General features: G+C 61.6%; 32 protein-coding genes and 1 tRNA gene. 25 read left to right on the top strand and 8 right to left on the bottom strand.

What is annotated here, in order from left to right:
• Window positions 1-82: 82 nt before the first annotated feature.
• Window positions 83-823, top strand: coding sequence for a phosphonate metabolism transcriptional regulator PhnF (gene phnF, locus JF539_RS23655; RefSeq protein ID WP_207143203.1), 741 nt, complete (start codon window positions 83-85; stop codon window positions 821-823).
• A gap of 21 nt (window positions 824-844) precedes the next feature.
• Here the strand turns inward: phnF and JF539_RS23660 are convergent, their stop codons facing one another.
• The 3 genes from JF539_RS23660 to JF539_RS23670 all read right to left on the bottom strand — a co-directional run bounded on the left by JF539_RS23660 (window position 845) and on the right by JF539_RS23670 (window position 3,477).
• Window positions 845-1,225 (bottom strand): hypothetical protein, encoded by a 381-nt coding sequence (locus JF539_RS23660; protein ID WP_207143204.1) that lies wholly within the window; start codon window positions 1,223-1,225, stop codon window positions 845-847.
• A 49-nt stretch (window positions 1,226-1,274) separates the two neighbouring features.
• On the bottom strand, window positions 1,275-2,840 hold the full coding sequence (locus tag JF539_RS23665) for a CYTH and CHAD domain-containing protein (protein WP_207143205.1): 1,566 nt from the start codon (window positions 2,838-2,840) through the stop codon (window positions 1,275-1,277).
• A gap of 112 nt (window positions 2,841-2,952) precedes the next feature.
• Entirely contained in the window at window positions 2,953-3,477 is a 525-nt protein-coding gene (locus JF539_RS23670) for a cupin domain-containing protein (protein ID WP_207143206.1), read from the bottom strand.
• Between the two features lie 244 nt (window positions 3,478-3,721).
• On the opposite strand from JF539_RS23670, the gene JF539_RS23675 reads away from it, so the two are divergent.
• From JF539_RS23675 to JF539_RS23770, 20 genes are all read left to right on the top strand, one after another.
• Window positions 3,722-3,806, top strand: a tRNA-Leu gene (locus JF539_RS23675).
• A 271-nt stretch (window positions 3,807-4,077) separates the two neighbouring features.
• Complete coding sequence (locus JF539_RS23680) at window positions 4,078-4,656, top strand: YqaA family protein (protein WP_207143207.1); 579 nt, start codon at window positions 4,078-4,080, stop codon at window positions 4,654-4,656.
• A gap of 28 nt (window positions 4,657-4,684) precedes the next feature.
• Entirely contained in the window at window positions 4,685-5,236 is a 552-nt protein-coding gene (locus tag JF539_RS23685; protein WP_207143208.1) for a disulfide bond formation protein B, read from the top strand.
• Entirely contained in the window at window positions 5,233-5,487 is a 255-nt protein-coding gene (locus JF539_RS23690) for a hypothetical protein (protein WP_207143209.1), read from the top strand. The genes JF539_RS23685 and JF539_RS23690 overlap by 4 nt, the downstream gene beginning before the upstream one ends.
• 51 nt (window positions 5,488-5,538) lie before the next feature.
• Window positions 5,539-5,973 carry a metallopeptidase family protein gene (locus JF539_RS23695; protein WP_207143210.1) on the top strand — a complete coding sequence of 145 codons (435 nt, stop codon included), beginning with the start codon at window positions 5,539-5,541 and terminating at the stop codon, window positions 5,971-5,973.
• A 221-nt stretch (window positions 5,974-6,194) separates the two neighbouring features.
• Window positions 6,195-6,929, top strand: a complete 735-nt coding sequence (locus JF539_RS23700) for a DUF4129 domain-containing protein (protein ID WP_207143211.1) — start codon at window positions 6,195-6,197, stop codon at window positions 6,927-6,929.
• The gene (locus tag JF539_RS23705) at window positions 6,926-8,278 is read left to right on the top strand and encodes a hypothetical protein (protein ID WP_207143212.1); all 1,353 of its coding nucleotides are present in this window, start codon (window positions 6,926-6,928) and stop codon (window positions 8,276-8,278) included. Before JF539_RS23700 ends, JF539_RS23705 begins: the two co-directional genes overlap by 4 nt.
• Window positions 8,268-9,224: an AAA family ATPase gene (locus JF539_RS23710; protein WP_207143213.1), complete on the top strand. Its 957-nt coding sequence runs from the start codon at window positions 8,268-8,270 to the stop codon at window positions 9,222-9,224. Before JF539_RS23705 ends, JF539_RS23710 begins: the two co-directional genes overlap by 11 nt.
• Window positions 9,225-9,247: 23 nt before the next feature.
• Window positions 9,248-10,519: a DUF58 domain-containing protein gene (locus tag JF539_RS23715; RefSeq protein ID WP_209017535.1), complete on the top strand. Its 1,272-nt coding sequence runs from the start codon at window positions 9,248-9,250 to the stop codon at window positions 10,517-10,519.
• Complete coding sequence (locus tag JF539_RS23720; protein WP_207143214.1) at window positions 10,519-11,517, top strand: stage II sporulation protein M; 999 nt, start codon at window positions 10,519-10,521, stop codon at window positions 11,515-11,517. The genes JF539_RS23715 and JF539_RS23720 overlap by 1 nt, the downstream gene beginning before the upstream one ends.
• Window positions 11,514-12,437, top strand: coding sequence for an RDD family protein (locus JF539_RS23725; RefSeq protein WP_207143215.1), 924 nt, complete (start codon window positions 11,514-11,516; stop codon window positions 12,435-12,437). The genes JF539_RS23720 and JF539_RS23725 overlap by 4 nt, the downstream gene beginning before the upstream one ends.
• A 93-nt stretch (window positions 12,438-12,530) precedes the next feature.
• Complete coding sequence (locus tag JF539_RS23730; protein ID WP_207143216.1) at window positions 12,531-13,316, top strand: hypothetical protein; 786 nt, start codon at window positions 12,531-12,533, stop codon at window positions 13,314-13,316.
• A 103-nt stretch (window positions 13,317-13,419) separates the two neighbouring features.
• A complete protein-coding gene (locus JF539_RS23735; protein WP_207143217.1) occupies window positions 13,420-14,199 on the top strand; it encodes a hypothetical protein in 780 nt (259 codons plus the stop codon).
• A gap of 418 nt (window positions 14,200-14,617) precedes the next feature.
• On the top strand, window positions 14,618-15,280 hold the full coding sequence (ccmA, locus tag JF539_RS23740; protein ID WP_207143310.1) for a heme ABC exporter ATP-binding protein CcmA: 663 nt from the start codon (window positions 14,618-14,620) through the stop codon (window positions 15,278-15,280).
• A complete protein-coding gene (gene ccmB, locus JF539_RS23745; RefSeq protein ID WP_207143218.1) occupies window positions 15,277-15,948 on the top strand; it encodes a heme exporter protein CcmB in 672 nt (223 codons plus the stop codon). Before ccmA ends, ccmB begins: the two co-directional genes overlap by 4 nt.
• A gap of 118 nt (window positions 15,949-16,066) precedes the next feature.
• The gene (locus JF539_RS23750; protein ID WP_207143219.1) at window positions 16,067-16,834 is read left to right on the top strand and encodes a heme ABC transporter permease; all 768 of its coding nucleotides are present in this window, start codon (window positions 16,067-16,069) and stop codon (window positions 16,832-16,834) included.
• 4 nt (window positions 16,835-16,838) lie between these two features.
• Window positions 16,839-17,021: a heme exporter protein CcmD gene (gene ccmD, locus JF539_RS23755; RefSeq protein ID WP_207143220.1), complete on the top strand. Its 183-nt coding sequence runs from the start codon at window positions 16,839-16,841 to the stop codon at window positions 17,019-17,021.
• Complete coding sequence (locus JF539_RS23760; RefSeq protein ID WP_236042624.1) at window positions 17,018-17,641, top strand: DsbE family thiol:disulfide interchange protein; 624 nt, start codon at window positions 17,018-17,020, stop codon at window positions 17,639-17,641. The genes ccmD and JF539_RS23760 overlap by 4 nt, the downstream gene beginning before the upstream one ends.
• Before the next feature lie 129 nt (window positions 17,642-17,770).
• The gene (locus JF539_RS23765) at window positions 17,771-18,544 is read left to right on the top strand and encodes a DUF1223 domain-containing protein (RefSeq protein WP_209017536.1); all 774 of its coding nucleotides are present in this window, start codon (window positions 17,771-17,773) and stop codon (window positions 18,542-18,544) included.
• A 321-nt stretch (window positions 18,545-18,865) separates the two neighbouring features.
• Window positions 18,866-19,759, top strand: coding sequence for a cation diffusion facilitator family transporter (locus JF539_RS23770; protein WP_207143221.1), 894 nt, complete (start codon window positions 18,866-18,868; stop codon window positions 19,757-19,759).
• Window positions 19,760-19,782: 23 nt separating this feature from the next.
• On the opposite strand, the gene JF539_RS23775 is transcribed toward JF539_RS23770, so the two are convergent.
• Window positions 19,783-20,154, bottom strand: a complete 372-nt coding sequence (locus JF539_RS23775; protein WP_207143222.1) for a WG repeat-containing protein — start codon at window positions 20,152-20,154, stop codon at window positions 19,783-19,785.
• 344 nt (window positions 20,155-20,498) lie between these two features.
• Here JF539_RS23775 and JF539_RS23780 point away from each other — a divergent pair, with 344 nt between their 5' ends.
• Window positions 20,499-21,182, top strand: a complete 684-nt coding sequence (locus JF539_RS23780; protein WP_207143223.1) for an HAD family hydrolase — start codon at window positions 20,499-20,501, stop codon at window positions 21,180-21,182.
• A 170-nt stretch (window positions 21,183-21,352) separates the two neighbouring features.
• On the opposite strand, the gene JF539_RS23785 is transcribed toward JF539_RS23780, so the two are convergent.
• From JF539_RS23785 to JF539_RS23795, 3 genes are all read right to left on the bottom strand, one after another.
• Window positions 21,353-22,693 (bottom strand): ammonium transporter, encoded by a 1,341-nt coding sequence (locus tag JF539_RS23785; protein WP_207143224.1) that lies wholly within the window; start codon window positions 22,691-22,693, stop codon window positions 21,353-21,355.
• Between the two features lie 20 nt (window positions 22,694-22,713).
• On the bottom strand, window positions 22,714-23,052 hold the full coding sequence (locus tag JF539_RS23790; RefSeq protein WP_207143225.1) for a P-II family nitrogen regulator: 339 nt from the start codon (window positions 23,050-23,052) through the stop codon (window positions 22,714-22,716).
• 463 nt (window positions 23,053-23,515) lie between these two features.
• Entirely contained in the window at window positions 23,516-24,067 is a 552-nt protein-coding gene (locus JF539_RS23795) for a DUF924 family protein (RefSeq protein ID WP_207143226.1), read from the bottom strand.
• 96 nt (window positions 24,068-24,163) lie between these two features.
• Between JF539_RS23795 and JF539_RS23800 the strand changes: the two genes are divergently transcribed.
• Window positions 24,164-24,394 (top strand): sulfurtransferase TusA family protein, encoded by a 231-nt coding sequence (locus tag JF539_RS23800; RefSeq protein ID WP_207143227.1) that lies wholly within the window; start codon window positions 24,164-24,166, stop codon window positions 24,392-24,394.
• 124 nt (window positions 24,395-24,518) lie between these two features.
• On the opposite strand, the gene JF539_RS23805 is transcribed toward JF539_RS23800, so the two are convergent.
• Window positions 24,519-24,815 (bottom strand): 4a-hydroxytetrahydrobiopterin dehydratase, encoded by a 297-nt coding sequence (locus tag JF539_RS23805; RefSeq protein WP_207143228.1) that lies wholly within the window; start codon window positions 24,813-24,815, stop codon window positions 24,519-24,521.
• Window positions 24,816-24,980: 165 nt separating this feature from the next.
• On the opposite strand from JF539_RS23805, the gene JF539_RS23810 reads away from it, so the two are divergent.
• Window positions 24,981-25,430 carry a low molecular weight protein-tyrosine-phosphatase gene (locus tag JF539_RS23810; RefSeq protein WP_207143229.1) on the top strand — a complete coding sequence of 150 codons (450 nt, stop codon included), beginning with the start codon at window positions 24,981-24,983 and terminating at the stop codon, window positions 25,428-25,430.
• 95 nt (window positions 25,431-25,525) lie between these two features.
• Window positions 25,526-25,813, top strand: coding sequence for a hypothetical protein (locus JF539_RS23815; RefSeq protein ID WP_207143230.1), 288 nt, complete (start codon window positions 25,526-25,528; stop codon window positions 25,811-25,813).
• Window positions 25,814-25,820: the final 7 nt, after the last annotated feature.

A 25,820-nucleotide genomic window follows, 5' to 3' on the forward strand; every position in this document is an offset into this window, starting at 1 on the left:
GCCTGTCCTAAACAGGATTTGTCTATTTGTCTATACAAATAATCCAGTTGACTCTTTGGTAGCGAAAATTGATGACGGTCCAATGACGACCAACACCACACTCGACCGGAGCGCCGGCATCGCGGTCTGGCGCCAGATCATGGAAACGATCAAGGCCGAGATCGTCAGCGGCACGTTCGAGAAGGACAGTCGCCTGCCGCCGGAATCCGAGCTTGCGGCCCGCTTCGGGGTCAACCGGCACACCGTGCGCCGGGCGATCGCGGCGCTGACGGCCGACGGTATTCTGAGGGCCGACCAGGGACGCGGCACATTCGTCGCCTCACGGCCGTTGAGCTATCCGATCGGGACCCGGACCCGCTTTTCGGAAATCGTCTCCGGACAGAATCGCGCACCGAGCGGCCGGTTGATCGGGTCGTCGCTGGAAGAAGCCGATGCGATGCTTGCCCATCAGCTCGAAGTGCCGCTTGGAACCATATTGATCAGGGTGGAGACCCTGCGGGTCGCGGACGGCATTCCCTTTATCGTCGCGACAAGCTGGTTCGAGAATGCGCGAGTGCCCGATTTCGTCACCGACTATGCGGAGAGCGGCTCGATCACCAGGGCGCTTGAGAAGGCGGGCATCCACGATTACCTCCGCAAGGAAACGCGGATTACGGCGGAACCGGTGGAAGCCAACGACGCCCGCCAGCTCGGACTGGCGCTCGGTCAACCCATCCTGGTGATGGAGAGCGTCAATCTCGGCACGGACGGCAAGCCGCTGCAATACTCTCGAGCCCGTGCGGCGGCCGACCGGATGCAGCTGGTGGTCAGCGGGGACGCCTGAGAAATCTCAGCCGCCGTTTCATCACGGCCCGTCGGGCCGGTTCTGCGCGACAAACTCCAGGATGACGGCAATCAGGTTGTCGTTTCTGTGTCTGAAATGGCTTTTGAGGAAAATCTCCAGCGCAACACCGGTGTCTCGCATAACGAGCCCGGCGTCTGTTTTCTCGACTGAATTTCGCAGGAGTTGTATCGCGCCCTGCCCGTGACAGGCTCCGCAATCGCTGTCGAAAGTCTGGCGCGGGTCGGCGGGTGCGGCCTCCAGTGTGTTGGCCGAAAGGCAGAACGCCGCGACCAGGCTGAGGCAGAACCTCGGGCCTTTCCTTCGCTCGGACCGGCGCTCGGACCGGTTCTGCTTCGATCGCCGTTTCCTGTCGTCCAGGCTCACCATCGCGGACGTCTTCATTCCGGCCCCTGGGTTCTTCAGTGTCGCGCCTTCGCGCGTGGTGTCCGGTTCAGGTCCAGAACTTCGGCGTTTCGCGGGTGGCTTCCCAATAGCCCTTGGCGTGATGCCACATGGTCTGGGCCTGGGCCTCGTGCCAGCCGATGACGAAACCGATGGCCTGGGCCGTGGGGAGAGCCTTTTCGCCCTCGATCCTGCATTTTGACGGCAGCTGTTCGGCCATGGCGACGTCGTTGAGATAGCCGAAAATGTCCTGCAGCTTCTTCATGCGCTTCAAGAACGGCTTGACGGTGTCCTGCGGGTAGAGGCTGCCGAAGAACTCGATGCCGTAGCGCATCTTCTTCATGGCCTTGCGCATTTCGTGGCGTTCCGGAATGGTCAGTTCCTCAAGCCGTTTGCCGTATTTGAGAACCTTCTTCCATTGCTTCGTCAGCGCTTCGCTGGAATGGGCCTCGATCGGCTTGGCGAGCAGCGCTGTCTGATCGAAATTGCCCGGGTCCAGCCAGCCCCGGCACTCCGTATAGGCGGCGAGGTCGACGAGGAACCCGTTGACCTCCGCCGATTTCAGATGATCCGTCAGCGTGGTGCGGGTGTCCTTTCCCCGGGAGGCATTCAGGTTTTCCAGAAGCGCGTCGAAGGACACGCTCTCAGGGGCCTTTTCAACGAGCGGGGCGACGATTTCCTCGACCAGCACGTCCAGATCGCGCATGGCGCCGGCCTCGTTGGCGACGGTTCGGGCCATGGCATCGAGCGGCAACAGGGTGACAGGATTGAGGATCGGCCTGAACAGGCGGAAGGCGCTGCGCAGGCGGCGCAGTCCGACCCGCAGCTGATGCGGCCCCTCCGGCGCTTCGGATGCCAGCACCGCGATGCGGTTCTCCGCGATCTGCACCAGGCAGGAGCGCAGGACATCGCGGAAGGCAAGTTCGACGCTGGTGCCGGGTGAAAAGGTGACGTCGCCGGCAAAAAAAGGCTCGATCTCCTCTGGCATCAGACCTTCGGAAAAGCGGAAGCCGCGCTCCGCCTTGCTGTAGGGCGAAAAGCGGAAGGGCACGTCTTCCAGAACCGCCTTGGCGGCGTCGAAAACGGCGGAGTTCGGCCCGGATTTCAGCTCCAGCTCCAGCTCCGCCAGGGGCAGGCTGCCTTCGCCTGCGAGGATGTTGCCCGTGTCGAAGGCGAGCTCGACATGAGCGCCGTCTGCTTCGCGGGTGAGTTGGCGCGAGGTGCGCTTGACCACGGTCTCGAAACATTCCGAGAGCGGAGCGCCGGCGATGGTTTCGTCAAGCTTGGTCCGGACCGCCTCGTCATCGATCACGGAAAAATCGAGGGCGCGGCCCGCAACCGGGTGCTCGGCCTCCACGGCTGAGGACAAACCGCCCAGAACGCCCGTACCGATCTTGACGGTCTGTAACCAGCTCTTGCCGGACTTTCTGACCCGGAGAGAGATTTTCGCCTTGCGCAGGGCCTGGTCCGGCGTGTCGAAATAGATGGACTGCAACGGTTTGGTAACGGCCCTGCCGGCCGCAAACCCTTCAACGGCACCACTGCGTCTGATCGCGTCCTGCGCCTTGGGGTCCAGCTCGAGCTTGAGCTCGATTTCTCGTCCTGATTTGCTCATGTGGCGTTTCTAGCCAAGTCAAAAGAGCTTGTCTAGAAAAAGCGCACAATTTGCGCTTTTGTTTCCGGGCTAAGAAACCGGACAGAGTGTTTCAAACGGCCGAGAGACGCTCTCAGCCAAACAGCTTGTGATGCAATTTCGTTATCGCTCTCAATCCTTTATGGAGATACGTCGGAACATGCCTCTGGTTGAAGGCGATCTTTCGGACATAGGCTGGCACGTGCCAGTTTGCCGCGGAGCCATAGGGGAAGAAAAGGGTCGTTCCGGGGGTCGCGTGGTAGCTGTTGCCGTTGTCGTCGGCGATCAACGCTTCGCCTTCCAGAATGAGGATTGTTTCGTCGAAGCCATAGTGCCAGCGGAACCTGCCGGCCGTGCAGGACCAGTGATCGACCGCTGTCCAGCTGTCGCCGATCCGGGAGAGGTTCTTGCACTTTGCTTCCGGCGCACCTTCGACGATCCAGGCCGGATCGATCGGGGACGGTTCGAGCTCGGTCTTGTCGAGGCGCGACAGCCCGAAAAGCGCGGATGCAGGCAGTGCGGCGCCTGCCGCGGGCGCCGGTTGCCGGACGTCCTCGAACCCCAGAAGATACTGGACGTTTTTTTGCGCGGCGGCATCGTTGCTGTCGGAGGAGCTCATTGATCGACCTGACTGTTCATTAGAATTCGGATCAATCTGTGAAGGTGCGATTGAGGTCCCGTTAAAACGGCGGTTCTCCGATGTTCTTTTTGGACGCCGAAGCCTGTCTGTCTGCGCTTTTGGTTAGCGAAGGATTGCAGCGGATCGTAAAATTGACGCGGTTTGAGGACAGAGGCGCGGCCCGATACTCTAACCGCTTGCATCCGCCCCAGGCCCATGATAGGCACGCCTTCCGGTGCCGGTGGCCCCTCTGGCGGAACTGGTAGACGCGCGGGATTCAAAATCCCGTTCCTTCGGGAGTGCCGGTTCGATTCCGGCGGGGGGCACCAGTCCTGTTGGCATCCGCGGCTTTTCGGAGCCGTATCCTGGACCGCTTCGGCCCGTAATTCTGCCCTCCATAGTCTCCTGCTGTCCGACATCAGTTCGTTCTCCGAAAAACTTTCGGCGGATGCTCTCCCGCCATGCCGGTGTCGAAAACCCCGCAGGGCGCGTCCATGCCGACGAGGTGCGGGGAGCATTGATCTCGGGTGGAACCGGCCGGCGGTTCGTCCCTGATTTCCGCAGGTGACTTTTTGCGCTGCAGCGGGTAAGGGAAGCGCCATGATAAGACGCCTTTACGACTGGACCCTGTCCCTTGCCGCCGGACCGCGCGCGCCTGTCGCGCTGGGGTCCGTCTCCTTTATCGAAAGCTCGGTCTTTCCGATCCCGCCCGATATTTTACTGATCCCGATGGTGATTGCCCGGCGTGAAAAGGCCTGGTGGTACGCGTTCCTGTGCACCATCACTTCGGTCGCGGGCGGCATTGCCGGCTATCTGATCGGCATGTTCCTGTTCGACCAGGTGGCGGTTCCCGTGCTGACCTTCTACGGCAAGATGCACTGGCTCGAGGAATTCAGCACCGTCTTCAACCAGTACGGCTGGTGGTTCGTCTTTATCGCCGGGCTGACGCCGTTTCCCTACAAGGTCATCACCATTGCATCCGGTGTCGCCGGCCTGAGCCTGCCGGTGTTCATCTTTGCCAGCATCGTTTCACGCGGAATACGGTTCTTCATTGTCGCCGCTCTGCTTTACCTGTTCGGCCCGCCGATCAAAGATTTCATCGAACGGCGTCTCGGCCTCATGTTCACCATATTTGTGGTGCTGCTGGTCGGCGGATTCGTTCTCCTGCGTGTGTTTTGATCTTGTCGTTTGAACTCAAGGAAATGTGATGTCTTTGGACCGTCTGGCGCAATCCATGACTTCGCTGGTTCTGCTCGGAGGCCTTGCGGTTATCGCGACGGCCTGGGGATATCAGCTTATCGGCGGCTACGTTCCCTGCGAGCTTTGTCTCCAACAGCGCAATCCCTATTACGCCGGTCTTCCGCTGACCGCCCTGGCGCTTCTGCTGATGCTGCGGGGCCGGACGGGTCTGGCCATCGCGGTTCTCGTCGCGGTGACGGCCATATTCGCCTATGGGTCCGGCCTTGGCGTTTATCAGGCCGGCGCGGAATGGGGCTTCTGGGACGGGCCGAAGGATTGCGGCGGCGGCGGTAGCGCGCCGACCTCGGCAAGCGACATGCTGGGCGCTCTGAAGACGACGCGTGTGGTCAGTTGCACGGAAGCGAGCTGGCGCATGTTCGGTCTTTCCTTCGCCGGCTGGAACGCGGTTGCTTCGGCCGGTCTGGCACTCCTGGCGCTTGGTGCGGCCGGGGTATTGGTGAAGCGGCGCCCTGAAGCGGGCTCGAAAGATCGCTCGAAAGACAGTATCGTCGGTGCATGAGCGGATCGAAGCCCCCCACTGACAAGCAGCGCGAAGAGGCGCTCGGAACTCTTAAAAGGGTTCACTCGGAAAGCGAGACCATCGCGGGCTCGACGTTCGTTCGCATGGCGGACCGGGCCAAGGATCATCTCAGCGCCGCCGACAGGGACGAGGACGACCGGATCGAGGTCTGGGGTACGCGGATCGGCCGGGGCGCCGGGGTTGTTTTCGCGATAGGGCTGGTGATTTACCTCGTTATCACTTACCTGTAGGCCTTACGCCTCACGCATTAACGTATGAATTCAGGGGTCAAGGGAAGCGGCATGGCATCCGTCCGACCGATCAGCCGGAGCGGCTGGTCCGAACGCAAGGCGCCCGATCTGGCGGATTTCGAAGTCATGGCGAGCGAAGTGCTGGCCGGGCTGCCGGACGACGTGCTGTTGCGCTGCGGCCATGTTCAAGTGAGCCTCGCCGATTATGCGCCGGAAGACGTGCTCGAAGACCTGTCGGTGGAGGATCCGCACGACCTGCTGGGTCTGTTCGAGGGGCAGGGTCTCGCCCAGGGTGGCGACGCGAACTTCAGCGGCCAGATGCCGAACCGCATCTGGTTGTTCCGCCGGCCGATCCTGGACTATTGGGCGGCGATGGACGAGACGCTGGGCGACGTGGTCGCGCATGTCCTGATTCACGAGATTGGTCATCATTTCGGTCTGTCGGACCAGGACATGGAGCGGATCGAGGCGGAAGCGGACCGCTAGTCGCGCCGTCGTTTCGCCCCTTCCTCTGGGTGGTTGCCGCAGGGAAAGCCGGCGGGTTCAACTTCAAGGTCAGGGCGCTTGCTTCCATTCCCGGCCTTGAGACATTCCCGCAACGGGATTACGCTACGCCAAGGGTCATGGGATATGACCGTCGGTATCGAGCCTTTCGTGACAGGAGCTGTCTGTTGCGGGGGGATGGGGTTATCGGTAATACAGTCGATATGTTCCGTTTATTTGTGCTTTTTCCTGTTTTCCTCATCCTTGGCATTCCGGCGCAGGCTTCCGCACAGGAGGCCGTCCGTGAACCCCTGGAAATCGGCGAATCCGGTACGGCCTATCTCCGTTCGACCCGGTTGCGCGGGATCGATTCGGACGTCGCCTATTTCGATCCGACGGCGCCGGCGCCGGACCTGAAGACCGAACAGCAGCCGCAGAAGCGGCCCGGCGAGGACGACGAATCGGAAGATGGCTCCCCGGACACGCCGCGCTGGATCGCGGGGCTCATCGCCGCAACCATTCTCGCCGCGCTTGCCTATGTCGTCCTGCGTTTCGGCGGGACCATAGCGGTGTCGCTGCGAAGCGACGCGCAGAATCCGGGCAGCGGACGCCACAGGCCGGACATCGAAGCTCCCGCCTGGGCTTCGAAACTCAGTTCTTTCGACGAGATCCTGCGCATGAAGGACCGGCGCCGGGCCCTGGTGCTTCTGACCCAGAAGGCGCTGGCTGCGACGGTCACCGCCAACGGGATCCTGATGCAGCGCAGCTGGACGGCGCGTGATGCGCTCCGTCACATCCCCGAGAAACAGAACCGGCTCGACCTGCTGCGAACCCTGGTTTTCAGGGCCGAACGGGTTCAGTTCGGCGACCGCGGCGTCACGGAAGACGAGTTCCAGGATCATGCCGCGAGATGCCGTGAACTCCTGGGTCACGACGCAATGAAGCCGGGTGTGGCGTGAGCGGTTCGGTCTCCGTCGGGCGCCCGGGCGCGATACGTCTCGAAACCGTGGCGATCACCGTGGTCTGCGCCATCGTTCTCGCCGCCGGCTGGTACATCCTGTCCCAACGCCAGCAGTCGCTTCGCCAGTCCCCGGGTGGCCTTGACGGCCTTCAGGTCTGGCTCGCTTCCAACGGGGTCAGCGCGCAGAACTTCACCGGTGGCTGGCTGATGGACCAGACGTCCATCGGGCTCCTGATCCAGCCCGTCTACGACACCGTTCTCGACAAGGGTCGGGACTATCCGGCCACCAAGGAAGAACTGCTGCTCCAACAGGACGAATACGACCTGACGCGGACCCTTCTCCTGAGGAAGGCCCGGCGCGTACCCTCCCTTGTCGTCTTGCCCAAGTGGCGCAGCGGCATGCGTCTGACCGGCATGGCGCATCCCGTTCTTCTGGTCGAGCGGAACCGGCTGAACACTCTGCTTGCCGACCTGACCGGCGACAGTCGCTCGAAGATTTCCTACGCCGAAACACCCTTCACCGACTTCCGTTTCGAATCCTCCGAAGACAAGACCCTTCGCGCCAAGGTCTACGCCGCGCAGATGTTTCAAAGCGATGCCTGCGAACCGGTCCTCGGAAACCGGGACGCCATGATCCTCGCCGATTGCGCTTTGCCGAAGGAGGAGGACGCGAAGAAGGAGGATGCCGACGAGGACAGTGAGGACATTGACAGGGTGCTGATCCTGTCCGATCCGGACCTGTTGAACAATCACGGGCTCCGCCTCGGCGACAATGCACGGATTGTCCTGGACCTGGTGCGCGCCAGGGCGGAAGAGAGCAATGTCGTGATCGACTACAGCCGGTCCGTCTGGCTCCGCGACCCGATCACCATGCCCGAGCGCGAACGGACCTGGTCGGATTTGTTGCGCTTCTTCGAGCAGCCCTTTCTCACCCTCTGGATCGGAGCCGGTCTGCTCCTGACACTCTTCCTGTGGCGCGCGGCGCTGCGCTACGGACCGGTGCGGCCTGAAACAACCGGACCGGGCGCCGGAAAGATGCTGGCAGTCCAGGCAAGGGCGCGTCTGATGCGTCTGTCCGGCCAGGACGGCGCCCTGGTCGGTGAATATGCCGTTGCGCGGGTCGCGGCGGCGGCAACCACCCTGTTCGGAGCCGCCAATGCCCGGCACTATTCCAGCGGCAACGCCTTTCTGAAATACACCGAGCGGCGCCACCCGGCCTACGCGAACCGTCTGCGTGCGGCGCTGGAGAGCATCGACGGGCTCCCCGCTCACTTGCCCGCTTCGGCGGCCATCCACAAAATCGATGAACTGGAACAGGTTTTGGAGCTGATTACCCATGACACTTGAGGTCCTGCGCGAACGCACAGACGCCCTGCGGAAGGAGATCGGCCAGACCGTTCTCGGACAGGACGAAATCGTCGATCTTCTTCTGGTTGCCCTGTTCGCGCGCGGCCACGTGCTGCTCGAAGGTCCTCCCGGAACGGCCAAGACGTTGCTGGCCCGCAGCTTCGCCGCGGCGCTGGCGCTCGATTTCGGCCGCATTCAGTTCACGCCCGACCTGATGCCGGGCGACGTGCTGGGCACCTCGATCTTCGACTTCCGCACCAACGCTTTCGTCCTGACCAAGGGGCCGGTCTTTTCCCAGGTCCTGCTTGCCGACGAGATCAACCGTGCGCCGCCGAAGACCCAGGCCGCGCTTCTCCAGGCAATGAACGAACGCGTGGTCAGCATCGACGGCACCGACCATTCGCTCGGCAGCGAGTTCATCGTGGTCGCGACCCAGAACCCGATCGAGCAGCAGGGTACCTATCCCCTGCCGGAGGCCCAGCTCGACCGGTTCCTGTTCAAGCTGGTCATTGATTTTCCGCCGGAGGACATTGAAATGTCGATCCTGCAACAGCATGCCGCCAAACCGCTGGAAGCCGGCATGGAGACCGCCAGTCTCGCCAAGGTCCTGGATTCCGCGGCGCTCGCCGAGACCCGCGCGCTGATCGACGGCATCATCCTGAAAGACGACATCCTGGCCTATATCCTTCGGCTCGTCCGCGCCACGCGGGAAAGCTCGGAGATCGCCTACGGCGCCTCGACCCGTGCGGCGGATGCCCTCGCGAGCGCGGCCCGGGCGACGGCGGCGCTCAACGGCCGCGACTACGCCATTCCCGACGACGTCAAGCGGCTGTTCATTCCCGCCCTGCGCCACCGGATCGTGCTCGGCCCGGCGGCGGAAATCGAGGGACGCAGCCCGGCGCAGGTCCTTGAAAACATCCTCAACCAGATCGAGGCTCCCCGCTGATCCGGCCGTCAAAAAGATTGCTCGTGTTCGGAACCGCCGCGTTGTTCCTGTCGGTGCTCGCGATGGTGGCCGGAGACGCCTGGCGCGAGCTCGCGGCGCTTCCCTGGGTGATCCTCGCCGTGCTCGCGCTCCTGGATCTGGCCCTGTCCTTCAAACGCCCGCAGGCGGTGGCCTTCGAAACGCCGCCCGAGGTCTTCGTCGGCGAAACGGCCACCTTGCGCCTGGAAATCGAACGGGCTCCGGACGGGCTGCAGGCAAAGCTCGACTGGCCGGAAGGGCTCAAGGACGGCGAGGAAATCACCTTTGAGACCGGCGCCTCCGGCACGGCCACCGCGACGGTTTTGTGCCGGGCCGCCCGCCGGGGTGTCTGGCGCTTCGACCGGCTCTGGCTGCGCTGGCAATCGCGCCTGAAACTGCTGGAGTTCGTGCCGCGTCTGGAGATCGGAGCGGAGGTCCGGGTCGTTCCGAACATCCGGATGATCCAGTCCGGCGAGATTACCACGACGGTGCTGTCGACCCTTTACGGCATGAAGGAAAACCGGGCCATCGGCGAAGGCTCGGAGTTTCATCAGCTGCGTGACTTCGTGCAGGGCATGGACATCAAGACGGTGGACTGGAAACGCTCCGCCCGACGCCGCTCGCTGGTGGCCAAGGAACTCAGGGCGGAACGCAATCATCATGTGATCATCGCGCTCGACAACGGCTATCTGATGCGCGAGGAGATCGGCGGCCTGCCGAAAATCGACCACGCGGTCACGGCGGCGCTGGCCACCGCCTGGGCGGCGGCCATCGGTGGAGACATGGTCGGTTACTATTCTTACGACGTCAGGCCGCGCACCTTTTCCGCGCCGGCCTCCGGCCGCAGCGCCTTCGCACGGCTGCGCAACTGGACGGCGGAACTCACCTACGTGAACCGGGAAACCAACCACACGCTGGCCTTGACGGAACTGAACGCCCGCACGCCGAAGCGCAGCCTGATCATCGTCTTCACCGATTTCATCGACACGACCTCGGCCGAACTCCTGATCGAAAACATCGGCATTCTGGCGAAACGGCATCTGCTCATCTTCGTCGCCATCCGCGATCCGGATATGGAAACCCTGGTTGAAAACCCGCCACAGGATCTGGACAGCGCCGCGATGCTTGTGGCCGCCAACCAGTCGATCAACGAACGCCGGCTGGTTCTGGAACGGCTTGCCCGCAAGGGCGTCACGATCGTGGACGCCAAGCCCAACGCCATCACCGCGCGGCTGATATCGGCCTATCTCGAAATCAAGGCACGGGAGCTGATCTGATGGACGATCAGGACCTCATCCGCTCCGCGCGCTTCCGGCAGGAACGGGAAGCCGACTGGCGGCGTCTTGAGACACTCGTGCAGGAAGCGGAGAGAAAAGGCCTCCAGCACATGGCCTTCGCCGAGACGCGCGATCTCGCCTCGCTCTACCGGCAGGCGACGACCTCGCTGGCGATCGCCCGCGAGATCTCCCTGGACAAGGCCCTTCTGGGGTATCTCGAGGCGCTTACCGCCCGCGCCTATCTCTGCGTTTACGCGCCGCAGCAGCGCCTGGGCGGCTTGCTTCAACGGTTCCTGACACAAGGCGCGCCGCGGGCGATGCGCCGGTCCTGGCTGTTTATCCTGCTCGGCTTCCTGTGCCTTGGCCTCGGGACCCTGTCTGGCTATCTGCTCTATTTCGAGAATGCCGACTGGTACTACGTTTTCATGCCGACGGACCTGGCCGGCGGGCGGGGACCGCACGCAACCACGGAGGCGCTCCGGTCCGTGATCTACGATGAAACGCCCGTCAAAAGCGGGCTCGGCGCCTTTGCGACATACCTGTTTTCGCACAACACGCGGATCGCGATCTTCGTGTTCGGGCTTGGCGTCTTCGCCTGCGCGCCGGCTATCCTGCTGACCTTCTACAACGGTCTTTCGATCGGCGCCTTCATCGCCCTGCATGCCGACCGCGGGCTTGGTCTCGACCTGGCCGGCTGGCTGTCCATTCACGGCGTCACCGAAATTTCCGCCATCTGCGTGGCGTGCGGCGGCGGCCTGCAACTGGGCGCGGCAGTCATGTTTCCCGGTGACAAGTCGAGGACGGAAGCCCTGCGGCATGCGGGCCACGACGCGGTCAAGCTTGCGCTGGTGGCCGCGCTCATGCTTGTCGCCGCCGCCCTTCTGGAGGGTTTCGGCCGGCAGCTGGTCCAGGACCTCACGGCACGCCTGGTCATCGGCTGGAGCGTTGGAGCGCTCTGGCTGGCCTGGTTCGTCTTCGGCGGACGGGGGCGCTCATGATCTGGCGCCGGAAAAACAAGCGCGCGAAGGACCGCCCCTCGCCCGACGAACTGGTGCCGCCGGAAGGCGTGACCCTGATGCTGCCCATCGCCGGGGTCGGCGTCCGCCTTGCCGCCCAGATCACCGATATCCTGCTTACCGGTATCGGCGCGGCCTGCTTGGTCATCCTGCTCAGCGTTCTCAACCTGACCGACCCCCAGTCGATGGTCGCCATCGCGTCGCTGCTGTTTTTTCTGATCCGCGTTCCCTACTACATTGCCGCGGAACTGGCCTGGAACGGCCAGACCCTGGGAAAACGCATGATGAAGATCAAGGTCGTCTCCCATGACGGCGGTCCGTTGACGGCGCATGCGCTCGTCCTGCGCAATCTGATGAAGGAAGCCGAGATCTTCCTTCCGGGCACGCTGCTCCTGACCCTGGATGCCGCGTCGCCCGTGGCCTCCCTGACTTCCCTCTTCTGGGTCATGCTGTGCCTGGCCATCCCCCTGATGAACCGCTACCGCCGCCGGCTCGGGGACCTGATGGCCGGAACCCATGTGATCCATCTGCCGGTTCCGGTGCTCTTGAGTGACCTTGCCGGTGAGAAACAGCGCGTGAATGTCGACCGCAGGAAATTCATCTTCCTGTCTCATCAGCTCGATCACTATGGGGCGTTCGAGCTGCAGACCCTGGAAACGCTCCTGCGCGGCCAAAGCACGCCGCCGTCCGCCGGAGCCGCCCAGCAGAGAGAGGCCACCATCGAGGCGATCGTCGAAAAGATCCGCAACAAGATCGGTTATGCTGACCCGGTTCCGCGCGAAGACCGCCTTTCGTTTCTTAAAACGTTTTACAAGGCTCAACGCGAGCACCTCGAACAGCGCCAATTGTTCGGCGACAGGCGCGAGGACAAGCACTATGCAAAAAGCAGCGAGGAGGCCTGACGCAAGCGCTGGAAGCATCGCCAATGCAGTTGCAGCGGCCAAGAGGTTTCAAAACCGTCTTATTTCCAAGATCACCATTTGTGGAGCGAACCCATGTCAGACATGCCCGCAGTCGAACCCAACCCCTCTCTCGGTGTCGGGACGATCGTCAGCGAAAGCTTTTCCATTCTGTTCAAGAATTTTGTCCTGGTCTTCATCGTCGCGTTTATCCCGAGCCTGATAGGGCTCCTGATCTCCGGACTTCTCATCGGCTTTGAGGCGGCTCTCGGCATCGAGGAACAAAACGTCGCGGGCGGCATAAGCGTTTTGGCGAACGTTGTGTCCGCCCTGATCGATCTCGTGGTCTATTCCGTGACCACAGCGCTTGTGATCCAGCTTGCCTATGACGCGAAACTCTCCCGCCCCATCCGGATCGGACGCTATTTCGGCCCGGCCTTGAGCGCCATCGTCCCGCTTGTGGTGCTCAGTCTCGTGGCCGGTATTCTGGCCACCATCGGTTTCGTGATCCTCATTGTGCCGGGCATCTGGGTCTATGCTGTCTTTGCGGTGGTCGCCCCTGTCGTCGTGATCGAGCGCGCGGGCTTCACCGGTCTCGGTCGCAGTGCGGCACTCACAAAGGAATACCGGTGGCCGATTGTCGGCGCTTTCATCCTGGCCTTCCTCATCGCCATCGCCCTGAGTGCCGTGGCGATCCTTCTCGCAAGCCTTGCAGCCGGTATCGGCGGCGTCTCCGGCTTGATCATCGCCGTGATGGTTTTCACAGCTCTCTCGACCATGGGTACAGGCCTGATCAGCATCGTGACTTCCATGATCTACGCTCGGCTGCGCGAGATAAAGGAAGGCGTCAGCGTCGATCAGATCGCCGCCGTCTTCGACTGAAAAAGGCTTGAGCCGGCCGCGTGTCTCGCTGTCTAATGCGGCCGGTTTTATGCCCGAGAGCAAAATATTTGACTGACACTTTTCTCATCAACGGAGCAAACTAATGACAGACGCGCCCGCAGTTGGCCCCAAACCCTCACTTGGCATCGGCTCGCTGATCAGCGAGAGTTTTTCAATCCTGTTCGGCAAGTTCATTCAGGTCGTCGCCGTCGCATTCGGGCCGGCCCTGATAGGTCTTGTGATTTCCGGCCTCCTTATCGGGTTCGGTGTGGTGGCGGGCTCAGCCGAACCCAATTTCGCCGGTCCCGGAACGGCGGTCGCCTTTATCCTGACCATCCTCGTCCAGATTGTCGTCTACGCGGTAACGACCGCTCTTCTTGTGCAACTCGCCTACGACGCGAAGCTGGGGCGGACTGTGCAGATCGGCAAATATCTGGGACCCGCCTTCGCGGCGGTCGTTCCGATCGCGATCCTGAGCCTGGTTTCCGGTATCCTGTTCATGCTCGGCTTCATGTTGTTCATCGTTCCCGGCCTTTGGATCCTCGCCGTGTTTTCAGTCATGGCACCGGCAGTCGTCATCGAGAAAGCAGGCTTCGGCGGACTGGGGCGCAGCGCGTCGCTGACAAAGGAATACCGCTGGCCGATCGTCGGCGCCTTTGTCCTGATCATCATCATCTCGGCTGTCATCAATCTGGTCGCCCAACTTGTTGTCGGCCTGGTCTCATCAATCCTTGGTATCGTCGCGATCGACATCCTGCTGTCCGCGCTGCTGTCGACGGTGAGCGCAGGTCTTGGCAGTATCCTGATCGCTCTCATCTACGCCCGCCTACGCGAAATCAAGGAAGGCGTCAGCGTCGATCAGATCGCGGCTGTCTTCGACTGACAGTCTTCTTCCGAGAACCACCAAACCAAGTGAGCGGCCCTTCGGGGCCGCTTGAAGCTGCTGACAAACCATCAGACGGTCACCCCGGACAAGTGCAGCGGAGCCGCGCGCAGATCCGAGAACCGGAAATCTTCTGCGCCAAAGGCGCTCAATACTCAAATTTCACCAGTTATATATGCGATAGGGTGCTCGCTGCCGCTCGCGCTTGTCAGCTGGCTTCCGGCTCACGCGACACCGCTTCGCGGCATGCTGGCCGGAATGATTTCGTGAGGTTTGTCAGAAATCTGGAAGGGCCTTTCGGGGCCGCTTTACCAAAAACGCGCCGCGTTTGATCGAGATTAAGGTGGAGAATTGTCCTTGCATCGAAGCTGCCGGGCCGATTAACAAGACCTCGTTCATTCTCGCCTGGAGCCCCGTCCTGAAACTCATTGCCGAAAACCTGACAATCGACCGCGGCGGCCGCCGGGTATTTCAGGATCTGTCGTTCACGCTTGATCAAGGGACCGCGCTCGTCGTCACGGGGGCGAACGGCATCGGCAAATCCTCGCTTCTGAGAACGCTCGCGGGGCTGGTCTCCCTCGCGGGAGGCGACATCAGGCTCGAGGGCGGGCAGGCCGACAGGCTTCCCTTCGAACAGACCCACTATTTCGGCCATCAGGACGCGGTGAAACCGGCCCTGTCGGTTCTTGAGAACCTGACCTTCTGGCGGAGTTTTTCCGCAGCGACGCCCGCGGATGTCTTTGCCGGGAAGACCGTCGCGCCTCTCGAGGCTCTGGAGCTCCTCGGCATCGCCCATACCGCGCATCTGCCCGCGGCATATCTCTCGGCGGGGCAGAAGCGCCGGCTGTCACTGTCCCGCCTCCTGGTGACGCCACGCCCGATCTGGCTGATGGACGAACCGACCTCCGCCCTCGACAAGGCTTCGGAAAAACAGCTTCTGGATCTCATGAACGGCCATCTCGCCTCCGGCGGACTGATCGTCACCGCCACCCATACGGATCTGGCACTCGACACGACCAGCATCCTGCACATGAGAACCCCGGATCCGTCGGAGATCGCACCGCAGGAGATGCTGTCATGACCGGCTGGGCTCTCGACCTCTTCCAGCGCGACCTCAAGCTGTCCGTGCGCATCGGCGGCAGCGCCCTGGTCGGCGTCCTGTTCTTCCTGGCCGTCGTCACCGTCATTCCCTTCGGCGTCGGCCCGGATCTCAATCTCCTGGCGCGCATCGGTCCGGCAATTCTCTGGATCGGTGCCCTGCTGGCCACGCTCCTCGGCCTCGACCGGGTGTTTCAGGCCGACCGGGAAGACGGCACGCTGGACCTGATGCTCATGGCCGGGCGGCCGCTGGAGCTGGTGGTCCTGATCAAATGCCTCGCGCATTGGGTGGCAACCGGGCTGCCGCTGGTGATCGCCGCTCCGCTCCTGGCGATTTTCCTCAATCTCGAGCCGCTTGCCATGGGGGCGGTCACCCTGACGCTTCTGGCCGGAACGCCGGCGCTGACGCTGATCGGCGCCATTGGGGCATCGCTGACCGTGTCGCTGCGCCGCGGCGGTCTGCTGCTCGCCGTCCTTGTCGTTCCGCTCGCCATTCCGGTGCTGATTTTCGGCGTCAGCGCGGCCGACGCGGCCATTCACGATCCCGTGCCCTTTCTGACGCCCTTCCTGATCCTGTGCGCGCTCACCCTGATCGCCGCGGTCGTCGGTCCGGTCGCTTCCGCGATGGCGCTGCGCTTTTCCGCGGATTGATCCCATCCGAAATCGGCGCGTCTGCGTCACATGTCGTATTGACTTGATTAAACGCAATGCCGACTTGTGGAACATCTGCACATTGATGGAAAAACGGGACTGAAGTAAAAAGACAGTCATGGCATTTTGGGATTATGCAAATCCGACGCGGTTCTTGAGGCTGGTGCATGTGGTTCTGCCCTGGCTGACCGGTCTGTGTGTGCTGGCCTTCGCGGCCGGGCTCTACATGAGTTTCTTCACGGCCCCCGAGGACTATCAGCAGGGCGACACGGTGCGGATCATGTATATCCACGTACCCGCCGCCTGGCTCTGCATGATGTGTTACACAGTCATGTCGATCTCCTCGATCGGGACGCTCGTCTGGAAGCATCCGCTCGCCGACGTCTCCGCAAAGAGTGCGGCTCCCATCGGCGCTGCCTTCACTTTCATGGCTCTGGTCACCGGCTCGCTGTGGGGCAAGCCCATGTGGGGCACCTACTGGGTCTGGGACGCCCGCCTGACTTCGGTTCTCGTGCTCCTGATCATGTATCTCGGTCTGATGACGCTGTGGCGCACCATGGAAGACCCGATCAAGGCAGGCAAGGCGGCCGCTGTCCTGACACTCGTCGGCGCGCTCAACCTGCCGATCATCAAGTTTTCCGTCGACTGGTGGAACACGCTGCATCAGCCCGCCAGTGTCGTGCGCATGGACGGTCCGACCATTCACCCGGACATTCTCTGGCCGCTTCTGGTCATGGCCATTGCGTTTACGCTTCTGTTCTTCGTGTTGCATCTGATGGCGATGCGCAATGAAATCCTGCGCCGCCGGGTCCGCGCCTTGCGCCTGAGGGCGGCCAGCGCCTCTCATCCCGGAGCCGCCGCGGCGACGGCTCAACCAGCGGAGTAACCCCATGGATCTCGGCACCCACGCAGGCTTCATCGTCGCGTCCTACGCTTTGTGCGCGCTGACAATCGGCGGGCTGATCGCCTGGGTTCGGCTCGACAAGGCAAACCAGGAACGAGACCTCAAGGAGCTGGCGGATCAGGGTATTTCCCGCGCAGCGTCCGGATTCGGGAGCACGCGCAAATCATGACAGCCCCGGACTCCGCGATGGAAAACATGAAGACCTCGGACGACAAGCCTCAAAAGCGAGGCTTTCCCGTTCTGGTGCTCCTGCCGCTTGTCGTGTTTGCCGCACTCGCCGGCCTGTTTCTGTTCCAGCTGACGCTCGGCAACGACCCGAAGGAAATTCCTTCCGCCCTGATCAACAAGCCGGCACCGGATTTCACTTTGCAAGCGGTTGAAGACCTGAGCAAGGACGGTGCGCCGGTTCCCGGGTTTTCCAGCGCGGATCTGAAGGGCAAGGTCTCCGTCGTGAACGTGTTCGCGTCCTGGTGCGTGCCCTGCCGGCAGGAACATCCGCTGCTCGAGGACCTCGCAAAGGTTGACGGCATTCAGCTGCTCGGCATCAACTACAAGGACAAGCCGGAGAACGCCCGCCGCTTTCTCGGCAGTCTCGGCAATCCCTACAGCCGCATCGGCGCCGACAGCAGTGGCCGCGCGGCCATCGACTGGGGCGTTTACGGGGTGCCGGAAACGTTCGTCATCGATGAAACGGGTACGATCCGGTACAAGTTCATCGGTCCGCTGAATCCTGTCGCCTACCGGGACGAATTCCTGCCTCAACTCCGGAAAATCATCGAGGGGAATTAACGCTTCCGTTCGTGATTTCCCTTCACATTCACGCGAAACCTTTTGGAAAGCGGCCAGGTCACCGGGTCGTGACTCGCGATTGACGGCGCGTTTGCATATTTTGGATGCAAACGAAAAGGACATCTCCACATGATGGGTTATGCACTGCGGACCGCTACGCGCGGTTTCCGGACCGGTCTGATTGTCGTCGCGGGAATAGCGGCGGCATCGCTTCCCGTGGCATCCGCCGGAGCGCAGCCGAAGAAGGTCGTGGAACTCTTCACCAGCCAGGGCTGTTCCTCCTGTCCGCCGGCCGACCGGCTCGCGGAGCGGCTCGTAAGCGAAGACGATCAGATCCTGACAGTTTCGCTTCCGGTCGACTATTGGGATTACCTCGGCTGGAAGGACACGCTTGCCAGCCCGGACTACTCGCAGCGGCAAAGAGCCTATGCCGCGCGCCGGGGCGACCGCTCGGTCTATACCCCGCAAATGGTGATCAACGGAGAGGAGCATGTCGTGGGCAGCCGGGAACGGGACGTCCGGGCCGCCCTGGCGCGGACCGCTCCCTTCACCGCGGATGTCGACCTTGAGATTTCAGACATGGTGGTCAAGGCGACGGTTGACGGCGCGCTTCCCAAAGGCGCCCGCATGGCGACGGTCTACTTTCTCAGGATACAGGACGAGGCGACCGTCGATATCGGCCGCGGCGAAAACGCCGGTCGCAAGATCAAATACACCAATGTCGTTCGGCATCTTCAGCCGATCGGCATGTGGTCCGGCGGCAAGGAAACCTTCCGCATGCCGAAGTCGAAGCTGGTGGTGAACGGCGACGCCAGATGCGCCATCCTTATCCAGGTCGAGGACCGCGACGGCCCGGGCGTCATCATCGGTGCGGCTGTCACCGACTGGCACGGCGGGTCCTAGAGCGGCGGGTTTCGCATATCCCAGGTTAATGGAGGCGGCCGGACTTTTCCACGCCTCGTTAACCTGGGCTCCACCTGTCTTGCCGTTTCCACAGCGCGCTTCCCGCGTTTTCCCTTGAATATCTTTGCATTGGGGCTGACCGGCCGAGCGGCCCTTCGCCGCTCTTTCGCGGTGCTTGGGCCTTCTGAAGACGGGAAACCTTCACCCCCGAGAAGACGCGGGCCGACCTTCTTGTAATCTTGCGCCTTGTAACGCGCGTGAAAACTGGTACCCCTTGGCGCGCGGTTTGCCGATACGGAAGCGGCTGATCCAGGGGGCGGCATGGAGCTGAAAAACAGACTGCGAATAGCGTTTGGCAGCATCGTCATCGGCGTGCTGGTGCTCGGCCTGAAAACCGGTTCCTATTTACTTACCGGATCGATTGCCCTTTATTCCGACGCGCTGGAAACGACGGTCAACATTGCGTCCTCGGTCGCGGCGCTCGCCGCAGTCTGGTTCGCGTCCAAGCCTGCCGACAGCAATCACCCATACGGGCACGACAAGGCCGAGTATTTCGCCGCAGTCCTGGTTGGCGTCATGATCGTCCTGGCCGCCCTGTCTATTTTCCGCGCCGCCTGGCTCGGCTTTACCGGCGATGAGAGACCCGAGTATTCGCTGGAGGGTATCGCCATGAATGTGGGCGCCACCCTGATTAACGGGGTCTGGGCCCGCTTTCTGATCCGTCACGGCAAGACCGCGCGATCTCCGGCCCTGGTTGCCGACGGCAGGCATCTGATGACCGATGTCGTCAGCTCGGCGGGCGTGCTTGCCGGTTTTGTTCTGGTTCTGGTAACCGGCTGGAAGCTGCTCGACCCGGCCCTGGCGGTTCTGGTGGGACTGACAGTGCTCGGTTCCGGCTGGCAGCTGGTGAAGGAATCCGTCGGCGGTCTCATGGACGAAGCCGCGTCCTCGGATGTGCTCGACAAGATCCGCCTGCTGATTTCCGAACACGGCGAAGGGGCGCTCGAGGCGCACGACCTGCGAACCCGGATCGCAGGGAAGTCGACCTTCATAGATTTCCACCTCGTGGTGCCGGGTGAAATGTCGGTCGAAGCCGCCCATGACATCTGCGACCGGATCGAGGAAGCGATTTCCGAAGACGTTCCGGGAGCGCGCATCACCATTCATGTGGAACCGGAACACAAGGCAAAACACGCGGGCATCGTGGTGCTTTAGCAAGCGTTGAATTGTGTCAGGGCCTATTGGCCGCCCGGCGGCACCTGCGCCCCGGTTTCGTCGATCCAGCTCCAAAGCCTTGCGCCACCCCTGACCGTCAGAACCTTCGCCTTGCCGTTCCTGAAAGGAAAGGCATCCTCGTATCTGGCTGGAATGACGATCTCAAGGGTCTCGTCCACATAACCGATCAGGCCGTCCCGCGATACAAACCGGGCCAGACCTTCGCCCGCCGAGAAATAGTCCGGACCGTTGTCATAGATGAACGCACGAATGAACTTGCCGGTCGGCGCAACGAAATAAAGGTGGTTGCCGCAAATCGCAGACCCCAATCCATGCGTATCCAGGTTCAACGCCGAAGCGAAGGCAGGAGGCAGCAAACCGTCTGAAACGCTCAATTCCTGTGGCTCTCCGTCCGGAAATTCCCGACACTCGAGTGTCTGTGCCCGAGCCGCCGTTCCCAAGATCACAAAGCAGAAAAACAGCGCGGTGGCGGGGCGGTTAAGGTGCACGTCTGTCTTCCCTGCTTCAATGCTGTCGGGCTGCCAAGGCAGGTGAGCTGGATCTGATATTCCCTGTCGGGATTGCCGCAAATATCGGGACACCTTCACTCCACCGCACGAGAGGCCGCCTTCATTTTTGTCATTTTCTTTCCAAGGCAGATGGTTATACCGAAACGCGTCGATTATGTCCCTGGCATGGAAGGCCTGGCCGACGGCTCTCACTGGAAGGTGGAACATTTATGAAATTCGAGGCGGTCCTGTTCGATTGCGACGGTGTTCTGGTCGATTCGGAAAAGATCTATGTCGAGGTCGAACGGGAACATCTGGCCCGCGTCGGTCTTGAATACGGGCTCGACGAATATCTGGACCGTTTCCAGGGCCTCGGCAGTGGCGATTTCTGGGCCGCGATCGACCGGGACTACCGGGCGCTCGGCAAAGGCGGGCTTCCCGGCAGCTTCGCCACGGACCTGGATGTCGCAACGATGCGTCGCCTCGAAACGGAACTTTCGGAGATTGCGGGGATCAAGCAGCTTCTCGAGGCGCATCGAGGCCCGCGCGCCGTCGCGTCCTCATCCCGACTGCACCGGTTGATCCACAAGCTCCAGCACACCGGTCTCTATCCCTATTTCGAACCGCACATCTATTCCGGCGAGCAGGTAGAAAACGGCAAGCCGGCTCCCGACCTCTTTCTCTTCGCCGCGCGAGAACTGGGTGTCGATCCGTCCGCCACGCTGGTCATCGAAGACAGCGCGAACGGGGTCAAGGCCGGACTTGCCGCGGGCATGACCGTCTGGGGGTTTGTCGGCGGCGGCCACACGCATAACGGCCATGCGGCGCAGTTGGAGGCGGTCGGAGCGCACCGGATTGTCGACAGCCACGGCAATCTGGCAACCCTGCTGGGCACCGCCCTTTCAACCGAATAAGCGCTGTTTGAGCCTGGATCCGCCAGCCGAAAAGAAAAGAGCCCGGGGTTGCCCCCGGGCTTTCCAAGTTTGCGGTCTGAGCCAAAAGACCGCCTGGGAGATTCTGATTGAAAAGACCCGAAGGTCTTGAAATCCGGAGCACCCTGCCTCGGGCAGGGTGCTCCCGCTTGTTACATGCGCTGGGAGCCGACACCGAATTCCGGATAGGCTTCGACGCCGACTTCCACCTTGTCGAGGCCGATCGCTTCTTCTTCCTCGGAAACCCGGATACCCATGGTGACCTTGAGGACGTACCAGACGATGGCGCTGGCGATGAAGGTGAAGGCACCGTAAGCAACGATACCGATGATCTGGGTACCGTAGGAGGCGTCGCCGTTGGACAGCGGCACGATGAAGGTGCCCCAGATACCGGCAATCAGGTGAACCGGGATCGCGCCGACGACATCGTCGATTTTCAGCTTGTCGAGCAGCGGAACCGCGAAGACGACAATCGCACCGCCGACACCGCCGATGAAGACCGTTGCCCACATGCTCGGAGCAAGAGGTTCGGCGGTAATGGAGACCAGACCGGCAAGCGCGCCGTTCAGGGCCATGGTCACGTCGACCTTCTTGTAGAGGATCTGGGTGAGGATCACGGCGACGACAACACCGGAAGCCGCAGCCATGTTGGTGTTGGCGAAGATGCGGGAGACGTCGGTCACGTCACCGATGGAGCCCATCGCAAGCTGGGAAGCGCCGTTGAAGCCGAACCAGCCGAGCCACAGGATGAACGTGCCGAGGGTTGCCAGCGGCATGGAAGAACCCGGGAACGGGTGAACGGTGCCGTCCGGCAGGTACTTGCCCTTACGCGCGCCGAGGATGATCGCACCGGCGAGAGCCGCCCAGCCACCGACGGAGTGCACGATGGTGGAACCCGCGAAGTCGGAGAAGCCCATTTCGGAAAGCCAGCCGGCGCCCCACTGCCAGGACCCGGAAATCGGGTACAGGATACCGGTCAGGATCGCGGTGAAGATCAGGAACGGCCACAGCTTGATACGTTCTGCAACGGTACCGGACACGATGGACGCGGTTGCCGCGACAAACACCATCTGGAAGAACCAGTCGGAAGCGGTGGAGTAACCGACGTCGAGGGCGTCGCCGCCGACCGGATCGAAGGAGTACGGGCCGAAGGAGCCGATAAAGCCGCCGTCAACGCCAGTGTACATCAGGTTGTAGCCGGTGATCCAGAACATCAGACCGGCGACGGAGTAGAGAACGATGTTCTTCAGGCACTGCATCGACACGTTCTTGGAACGGACGAGGCCGGCCTCCAGCATGGCGAAGCCGGCAGCCATGAACATGACCAGGAAGCCACCGATGAGGAACAGCAGCGTGTTGAAAATGTAAGCAACTTCTGGAGAGACGGCGGCCGGAGCTTCCGGAGCGGCTGCGGTGTCTTGAGCAAGCACCGGCAGAGCCATTAGGCTCAGGACAGCCAGCGACGCCGCGCCCTTGGCGACAAGTTTTTTCATGATACGTTTCCTTACCTAAATCACAGAGCTTCGGCGTCGGTTTCGCCGGTACGAATCCGGACAACCTGATCGATCGAGTAAACGAAGATTTTGCCGTCACCGATCTGACCGGTCTTGGCGGCGCCGGAGATCACTTCGACCACCTTCTCGACGGATGCACCGTCGACGGCGACCTCGATCTTCAGCTTCGGCAGGAAACTGACAGCATACTCGGTGCCGCGGTAAATCTCGGTGTGACCTTTCTGGCGGCCATAGCCTTTGACTTCTGTCACCGTCAGCCCCTGGATGCCGATGCCGGTAAGAGCATCACGCACTTCGTCGAGCTTGAACGGCTTGATGATGGCCATCACTATTTTCATTGCTCGTTCCATTCCCCTTTTTAGCGCCCCTTCCCTTTGAAGAAGCTCGGCCGACCGCCCTGTAATTTGCCCGTTAACGTCCCCTCTGGAAGGGTCTTGTCAGGTCTGTTGTTTGTCCACGAGGAGTGGTTTCAGGACGGTGTCGGCCCTTCCTAATCAAAGACCGTGCCAACTTCGCTTTTCGGAGAAGTAATTCGCGGTTTTCCGCCAATTAAAAGTGTTACGATGCTGTTAACACCACAAAGGTCGTGGTCCGGTTGGCGGTTTTCCAGGCAGATATTCAGCCTAATTTTTAAGCAAAAAGGTGTGTTTTGATCAAAAAGAGAGCATCTCGTCCGCCGGGGAAGATGTCGCATAAAAATGCGGCACCTCGCCGGACAGGCGAGCCCGCACCCTTGGCGACACTTGTCCGTGAGGAGATCTGGAGGCTCGACCCAGGCGCTGCGGCCCGGGCCGTCCGGTTTCAGGCGGAAAACCCGTTGTCGGCGAGATAGGCCTGCTCTTCCGGTGTCGTTTCGCGGCCGAGCAGCTCGTTGCGGTGGGGAAAGCGGCCGAACCGCCGGATGACGTCCATGTGAACCAGGGCGTAATGATAATAGTCCGTCACTCCGAGAGCACGGAACAGGTCGACCGACCTGTCCTGATCGGCCATATCCTCAGAGTGCTCAAAAGGAAGATAGAAAAAGGCCCGCGCGTCCTTTGGAAAGGCCCGGTCAAATTGCCGGTCGAGGGCGTGTCTGGCGATGGCAAGCGCCTTTCCGTCGGCGGCAAAGGCTTCGGCCGTGTCTCTGTGGACGTTGCGCGACATCTGGTCGAGCAGCAGGATCAGCGCAAGGGCGCCGTCGGCGGTGTTCGCCCAATGATCCAGCCGGCCGTCCTTTGCCGCTTCGATGGACTCACCAAACTTGTCCCGACACGCCTGGTCGAAGCCGTCGTCCCTGGCAAACCATTTGGGAGCTCCGGCCTGCCACCAGAAATCCAGAACATCCAGTGCTGTCACAAGCGTATCGGTCATGAGAATCGTCCAGGTTCCGTTTGCATCAAATCCAGAGTAAACCGTCTTACACCAACTTCAATCAGGGTTCGGGCCGGCGGGTCCGGAATAGCTCAGGTGAATGAAACGACGCTCGATCTGAAGGGGCTGAAATGTCCGCTTCCCGTGCTGAAGACGAGAAAGGCCATCGGCGGTCTCCTGGACGGCGATCGCCTGACGGTGCTGACCACAGACCCCATGGCTGAAATCGACATTCCTCATTTCTGCTCGGAAAACGGGCACAGGCTCGTCGAGGCCGAGCGCACCGAAACCGGCCATCGCTTCGTGCTCGCCAAGGGCGGCGGATGAGGCGTTGGGGCTGACAGGGGCAAATCGCTAAAAAGGTAGACGCCGATCTGCCAACGCACCGGCCTCAATGCCGCGATCTCTTTCCCCTTCGTTCAAGAATCTCCGGTTCCGACCGCGCGGGCGCTCAAGACCGCCCGGCGATCCTGTCGATCTCGGCCGCCAGCGTCAGGTCCAGTTCGCTCAAGCCGCCGACGTCGTGGGTCGACAAGGTAACATCGACGGTGCGGTAGACATTGGACCATTCCGGATGGTGGTTCATTTTTTCCGCGGTCAGGGCGACTTGCGTCATGAACGCGAAGGCTTCGCGGAAGTCACGGAACCTGAAGGTTTTCGAGATTGCTTCGCGGTCCTCGCGCAAATGCCAGTCCGGCAGAGCCTTCAACCCGGCGGCCCTGTCTTCCAGTTTCAGTCTTTCTACCATTGGATCCTCCCTTGATCGCCTTTCTGAATAGGAGATTCAGATGACGGTGCAAAGGCGGTGCGAGCTTTTGGTCTGCCGTATTCTGCCGCCAAGCGATCCTGTGGGTTCCTATTCGTTCCGCTTGGTATAAGGTCATGCTGACGGCGGTATTCCCGGAGACCTGACTTGACCCACAGCGTCCTGTTCGTTTGCCTTGGCAACATCTGCCGCTCGCCATTGGCCGAGGGTGTTTTTCGCGACCTTGTCGAAGATGCCGGGCTGGTGGAACGTTTTTTGATCGATTCGGCCGGTACGGGCGCCTGGCATACCGGCAATCCGCCGGATCCGCGTTCGATCGAGATCGCCGCAACTTACGGAATCGATATTTCCAGGCAGAAGGCACGGCAGGTCCGCGCCGGGGATTTCGAACGTTTCGGTATCATCCTGGCCATGGACGGCAGCAACCTGAATACGCTGTGGGCACGAGACGAGGTCGGGAGCGCGGACATCCGCCTGCTGTTGGACGATCCGCCCAGGGACGTTCCGGATCCTTACTATGGCGGCACGGACGGCTTTGAGGAGGTTTACCGGCTGCTCCGGTTCGGATGCGAAACCCTCCTGCGCCGTCTGACTTGATTAACCAAAACCGATGATCGCACCGGCGCCTTCATAAATCCGACTCAGATCCCGATGTATTGGTCAGGTTCAACTAGAAGAAATCTGGCGCGAAAATGAAACTTCTCTGGTGGTCTCTGGCAGCGGTGTTCATCGTTTTCGGACTGATAACGGTCTGGATGCCCATTCCCACCGGCGTTCCCCTCATGGCGCTCGGTCTGATTGTCATCGTCGGCACCAGCCGCACCGCGGCCCGCTCTCTGCGCAGCCGCCGCCGAAACACCCCGAGGCTCAATCGCGTCATCACATGGGTTGAAGACCGCTCGCCCCTGCGTTTCGCCCGCATCCTGAAGCGCACCCGGCCGCGCACCGGCCACGTGCGGGAACCCGTCAACCCGCAATAGACTTCGT

Source organism: Roseibium aggregatum, assembly GCF_017309185.1.
In the GTDB taxonomy this organism is placed as follows: Bacteria; Pseudomonadota; Alphaproteobacteria; order Rhizobiales; family Stappiaceae; genus Roseibium; species Roseibium aggregatum_B.

Bases quoted from the DNA above. Each gene is read 5' to 3' on its own strand.
- phnF (WP_207143203.1), top strand. From the start codon at position 83: ATGACGACCAACACCACACTCGACCGGAGCGCCGGCATCGCGGTCTGG.
- JF539_RS23660 (WP_207143204.1), bottom strand. From the start codon at position 1,225: ATGAAGACGTCCGCGATGGTGAGCCTGGACGACAGGAAACGGCGATCG.
- JF539_RS23665 (WP_207143205.1), bottom strand. From the start codon at position 2,840: ATGAGCAAATCAGGACGAGAAATCGAGCTCAAGCTCGAGCTGGACCCC.
- JF539_RS23670 (WP_207143206.1), bottom strand. From the start codon at position 3,477: ATGAGCTCCTCCGACAGCAACGATGCCGCCGCGCAAAAAAACGTCCAG.
- JF539_RS23680 (WP_207143207.1), top strand. From the start codon at position 4,078: ATGATAAGACGCCTTTACGACTGGACCCTGTCCCTTGCCGCCGGACCG.
- JF539_RS23685 (WP_207143208.1), top strand. From the start codon at position 4,685: ATGTCTTTGGACCGTCTGGCGCAATCCATGACTTCGCTGGTTCTGCTC.
- JF539_RS23690 (WP_207143209.1), top strand. From the start codon at position 5,233: ATGAGCGGATCGAAGCCCCCCACTGACAAGCAGCGCGAAGAGGCGCTC.
- JF539_RS23695 (WP_207143210.1), top strand. From the start codon at position 5,539: ATGGCATCCGTCCGACCGATCAGCCGGAGCGGCTGGTCCGAACGCAAG.
- JF539_RS23700 (WP_207143211.1), top strand. From the start codon at position 6,195: ATGTTCCGTTTATTTGTGCTTTTTCCTGTTTTCCTCATCCTTGGCATT.
- JF539_RS23710 (WP_207143213.1), top strand. From the start codon at position 8,268: ATGACACTTGAGGTCCTGCGCGAACGCACAGACGCCCTGCGGAAGGAG.
- JF539_RS23720 (WP_207143214.1), top strand. From the start codon at position 10,519: ATGGACGATCAGGACCTCATCCGCTCCGCGCGCTTCCGGCAGGAACGG.
- JF539_RS23725 (WP_207143215.1), top strand. From the start codon at position 11,514: ATGATCTGGCGCCGGAAAAACAAGCGCGCGAAGGACCGCCCCTCGCCC.
- JF539_RS23730 (WP_207143216.1), top strand. From the start codon at position 12,531: ATGTCAGACATGCCCGCAGTCGAACCCAACCCCTCTCTCGGTGTCGGG.
- JF539_RS23735 (WP_207143217.1), top strand. From the start codon at position 13,420: ATGACAGACGCGCCCGCAGTTGGCCCCAAACCCTCACTTGGCATCGGC.
- ccmB (WP_207143218.1), top strand. From the start codon at position 15,277: ATGACCGGCTGGGCTCTCGACCTCTTCCAGCGCGACCTCAAGCTGTCC.
- JF539_RS23750 (WP_207143219.1), top strand. From the start codon at position 16,067: ATGGCATTTTGGGATTATGCAAATCCGACGCGGTTCTTGAGGCTGGTG.
- ccmD (WP_207143220.1), top strand. From the start codon at position 16,839: ATGGATCTCGGCACCCACGCAGGCTTCATCGTCGCGTCCTACGCTTTG.
- JF539_RS23760 (WP_236042624.1), top strand. From the start codon at position 17,018: ATGACAGCCCCGGACTCCGCGATGGAAAACATGAAGACCTCGGACGAC.
- JF539_RS23765 (WP_209017536.1), top strand. From the start codon at position 17,771: ATGATGGGTTATGCACTGCGGACCGCTACGCGCGGTTTCCGGACCGGT.
- JF539_RS23770 (WP_207143221.1), top strand. From the start codon at position 18,866: ATGGAGCTGAAAAACAGACTGCGAATAGCGTTTGGCAGCATCGTCATC.
- JF539_RS23780 (WP_207143223.1), top strand. From the start codon at position 20,499: ATGAAATTCGAGGCGGTCCTGTTCGATTGCGACGGTGTTCTGGTCGAT.
- JF539_RS23785 (WP_207143224.1), bottom strand. From the start codon at position 22,693: ATGAAAAAACTTGTCGCCAAGGGCGCGGCGTCGCTGGCTGTCCTGAGC.
- JF539_RS23790 (WP_207143225.1), bottom strand. From the start codon at position 23,052: ATGAAAATAGTGATGGCCATCATCAAGCCGTTCAAGCTCGACGAAGTG.
- JF539_RS23795 (WP_207143226.1), bottom strand. From the start codon at position 24,067: ATGACCGATACGCTTGTGACAGCACTGGATGTTCTGGATTTCTGGTGG.
- JF539_RS23805 (WP_207143228.1), bottom strand. From the start codon at position 24,815: ATGGTAGAAAGACTGAAACTGGAAGACAGGGCCGCCGGGTTGAAGGCT.
- JF539_RS23815 (WP_207143230.1), top strand. From the start codon at position 25,526: ATGAAACTTCTCTGGTGGTCTCTGGCAGCGGTGTTCATCGTTTTCGGA.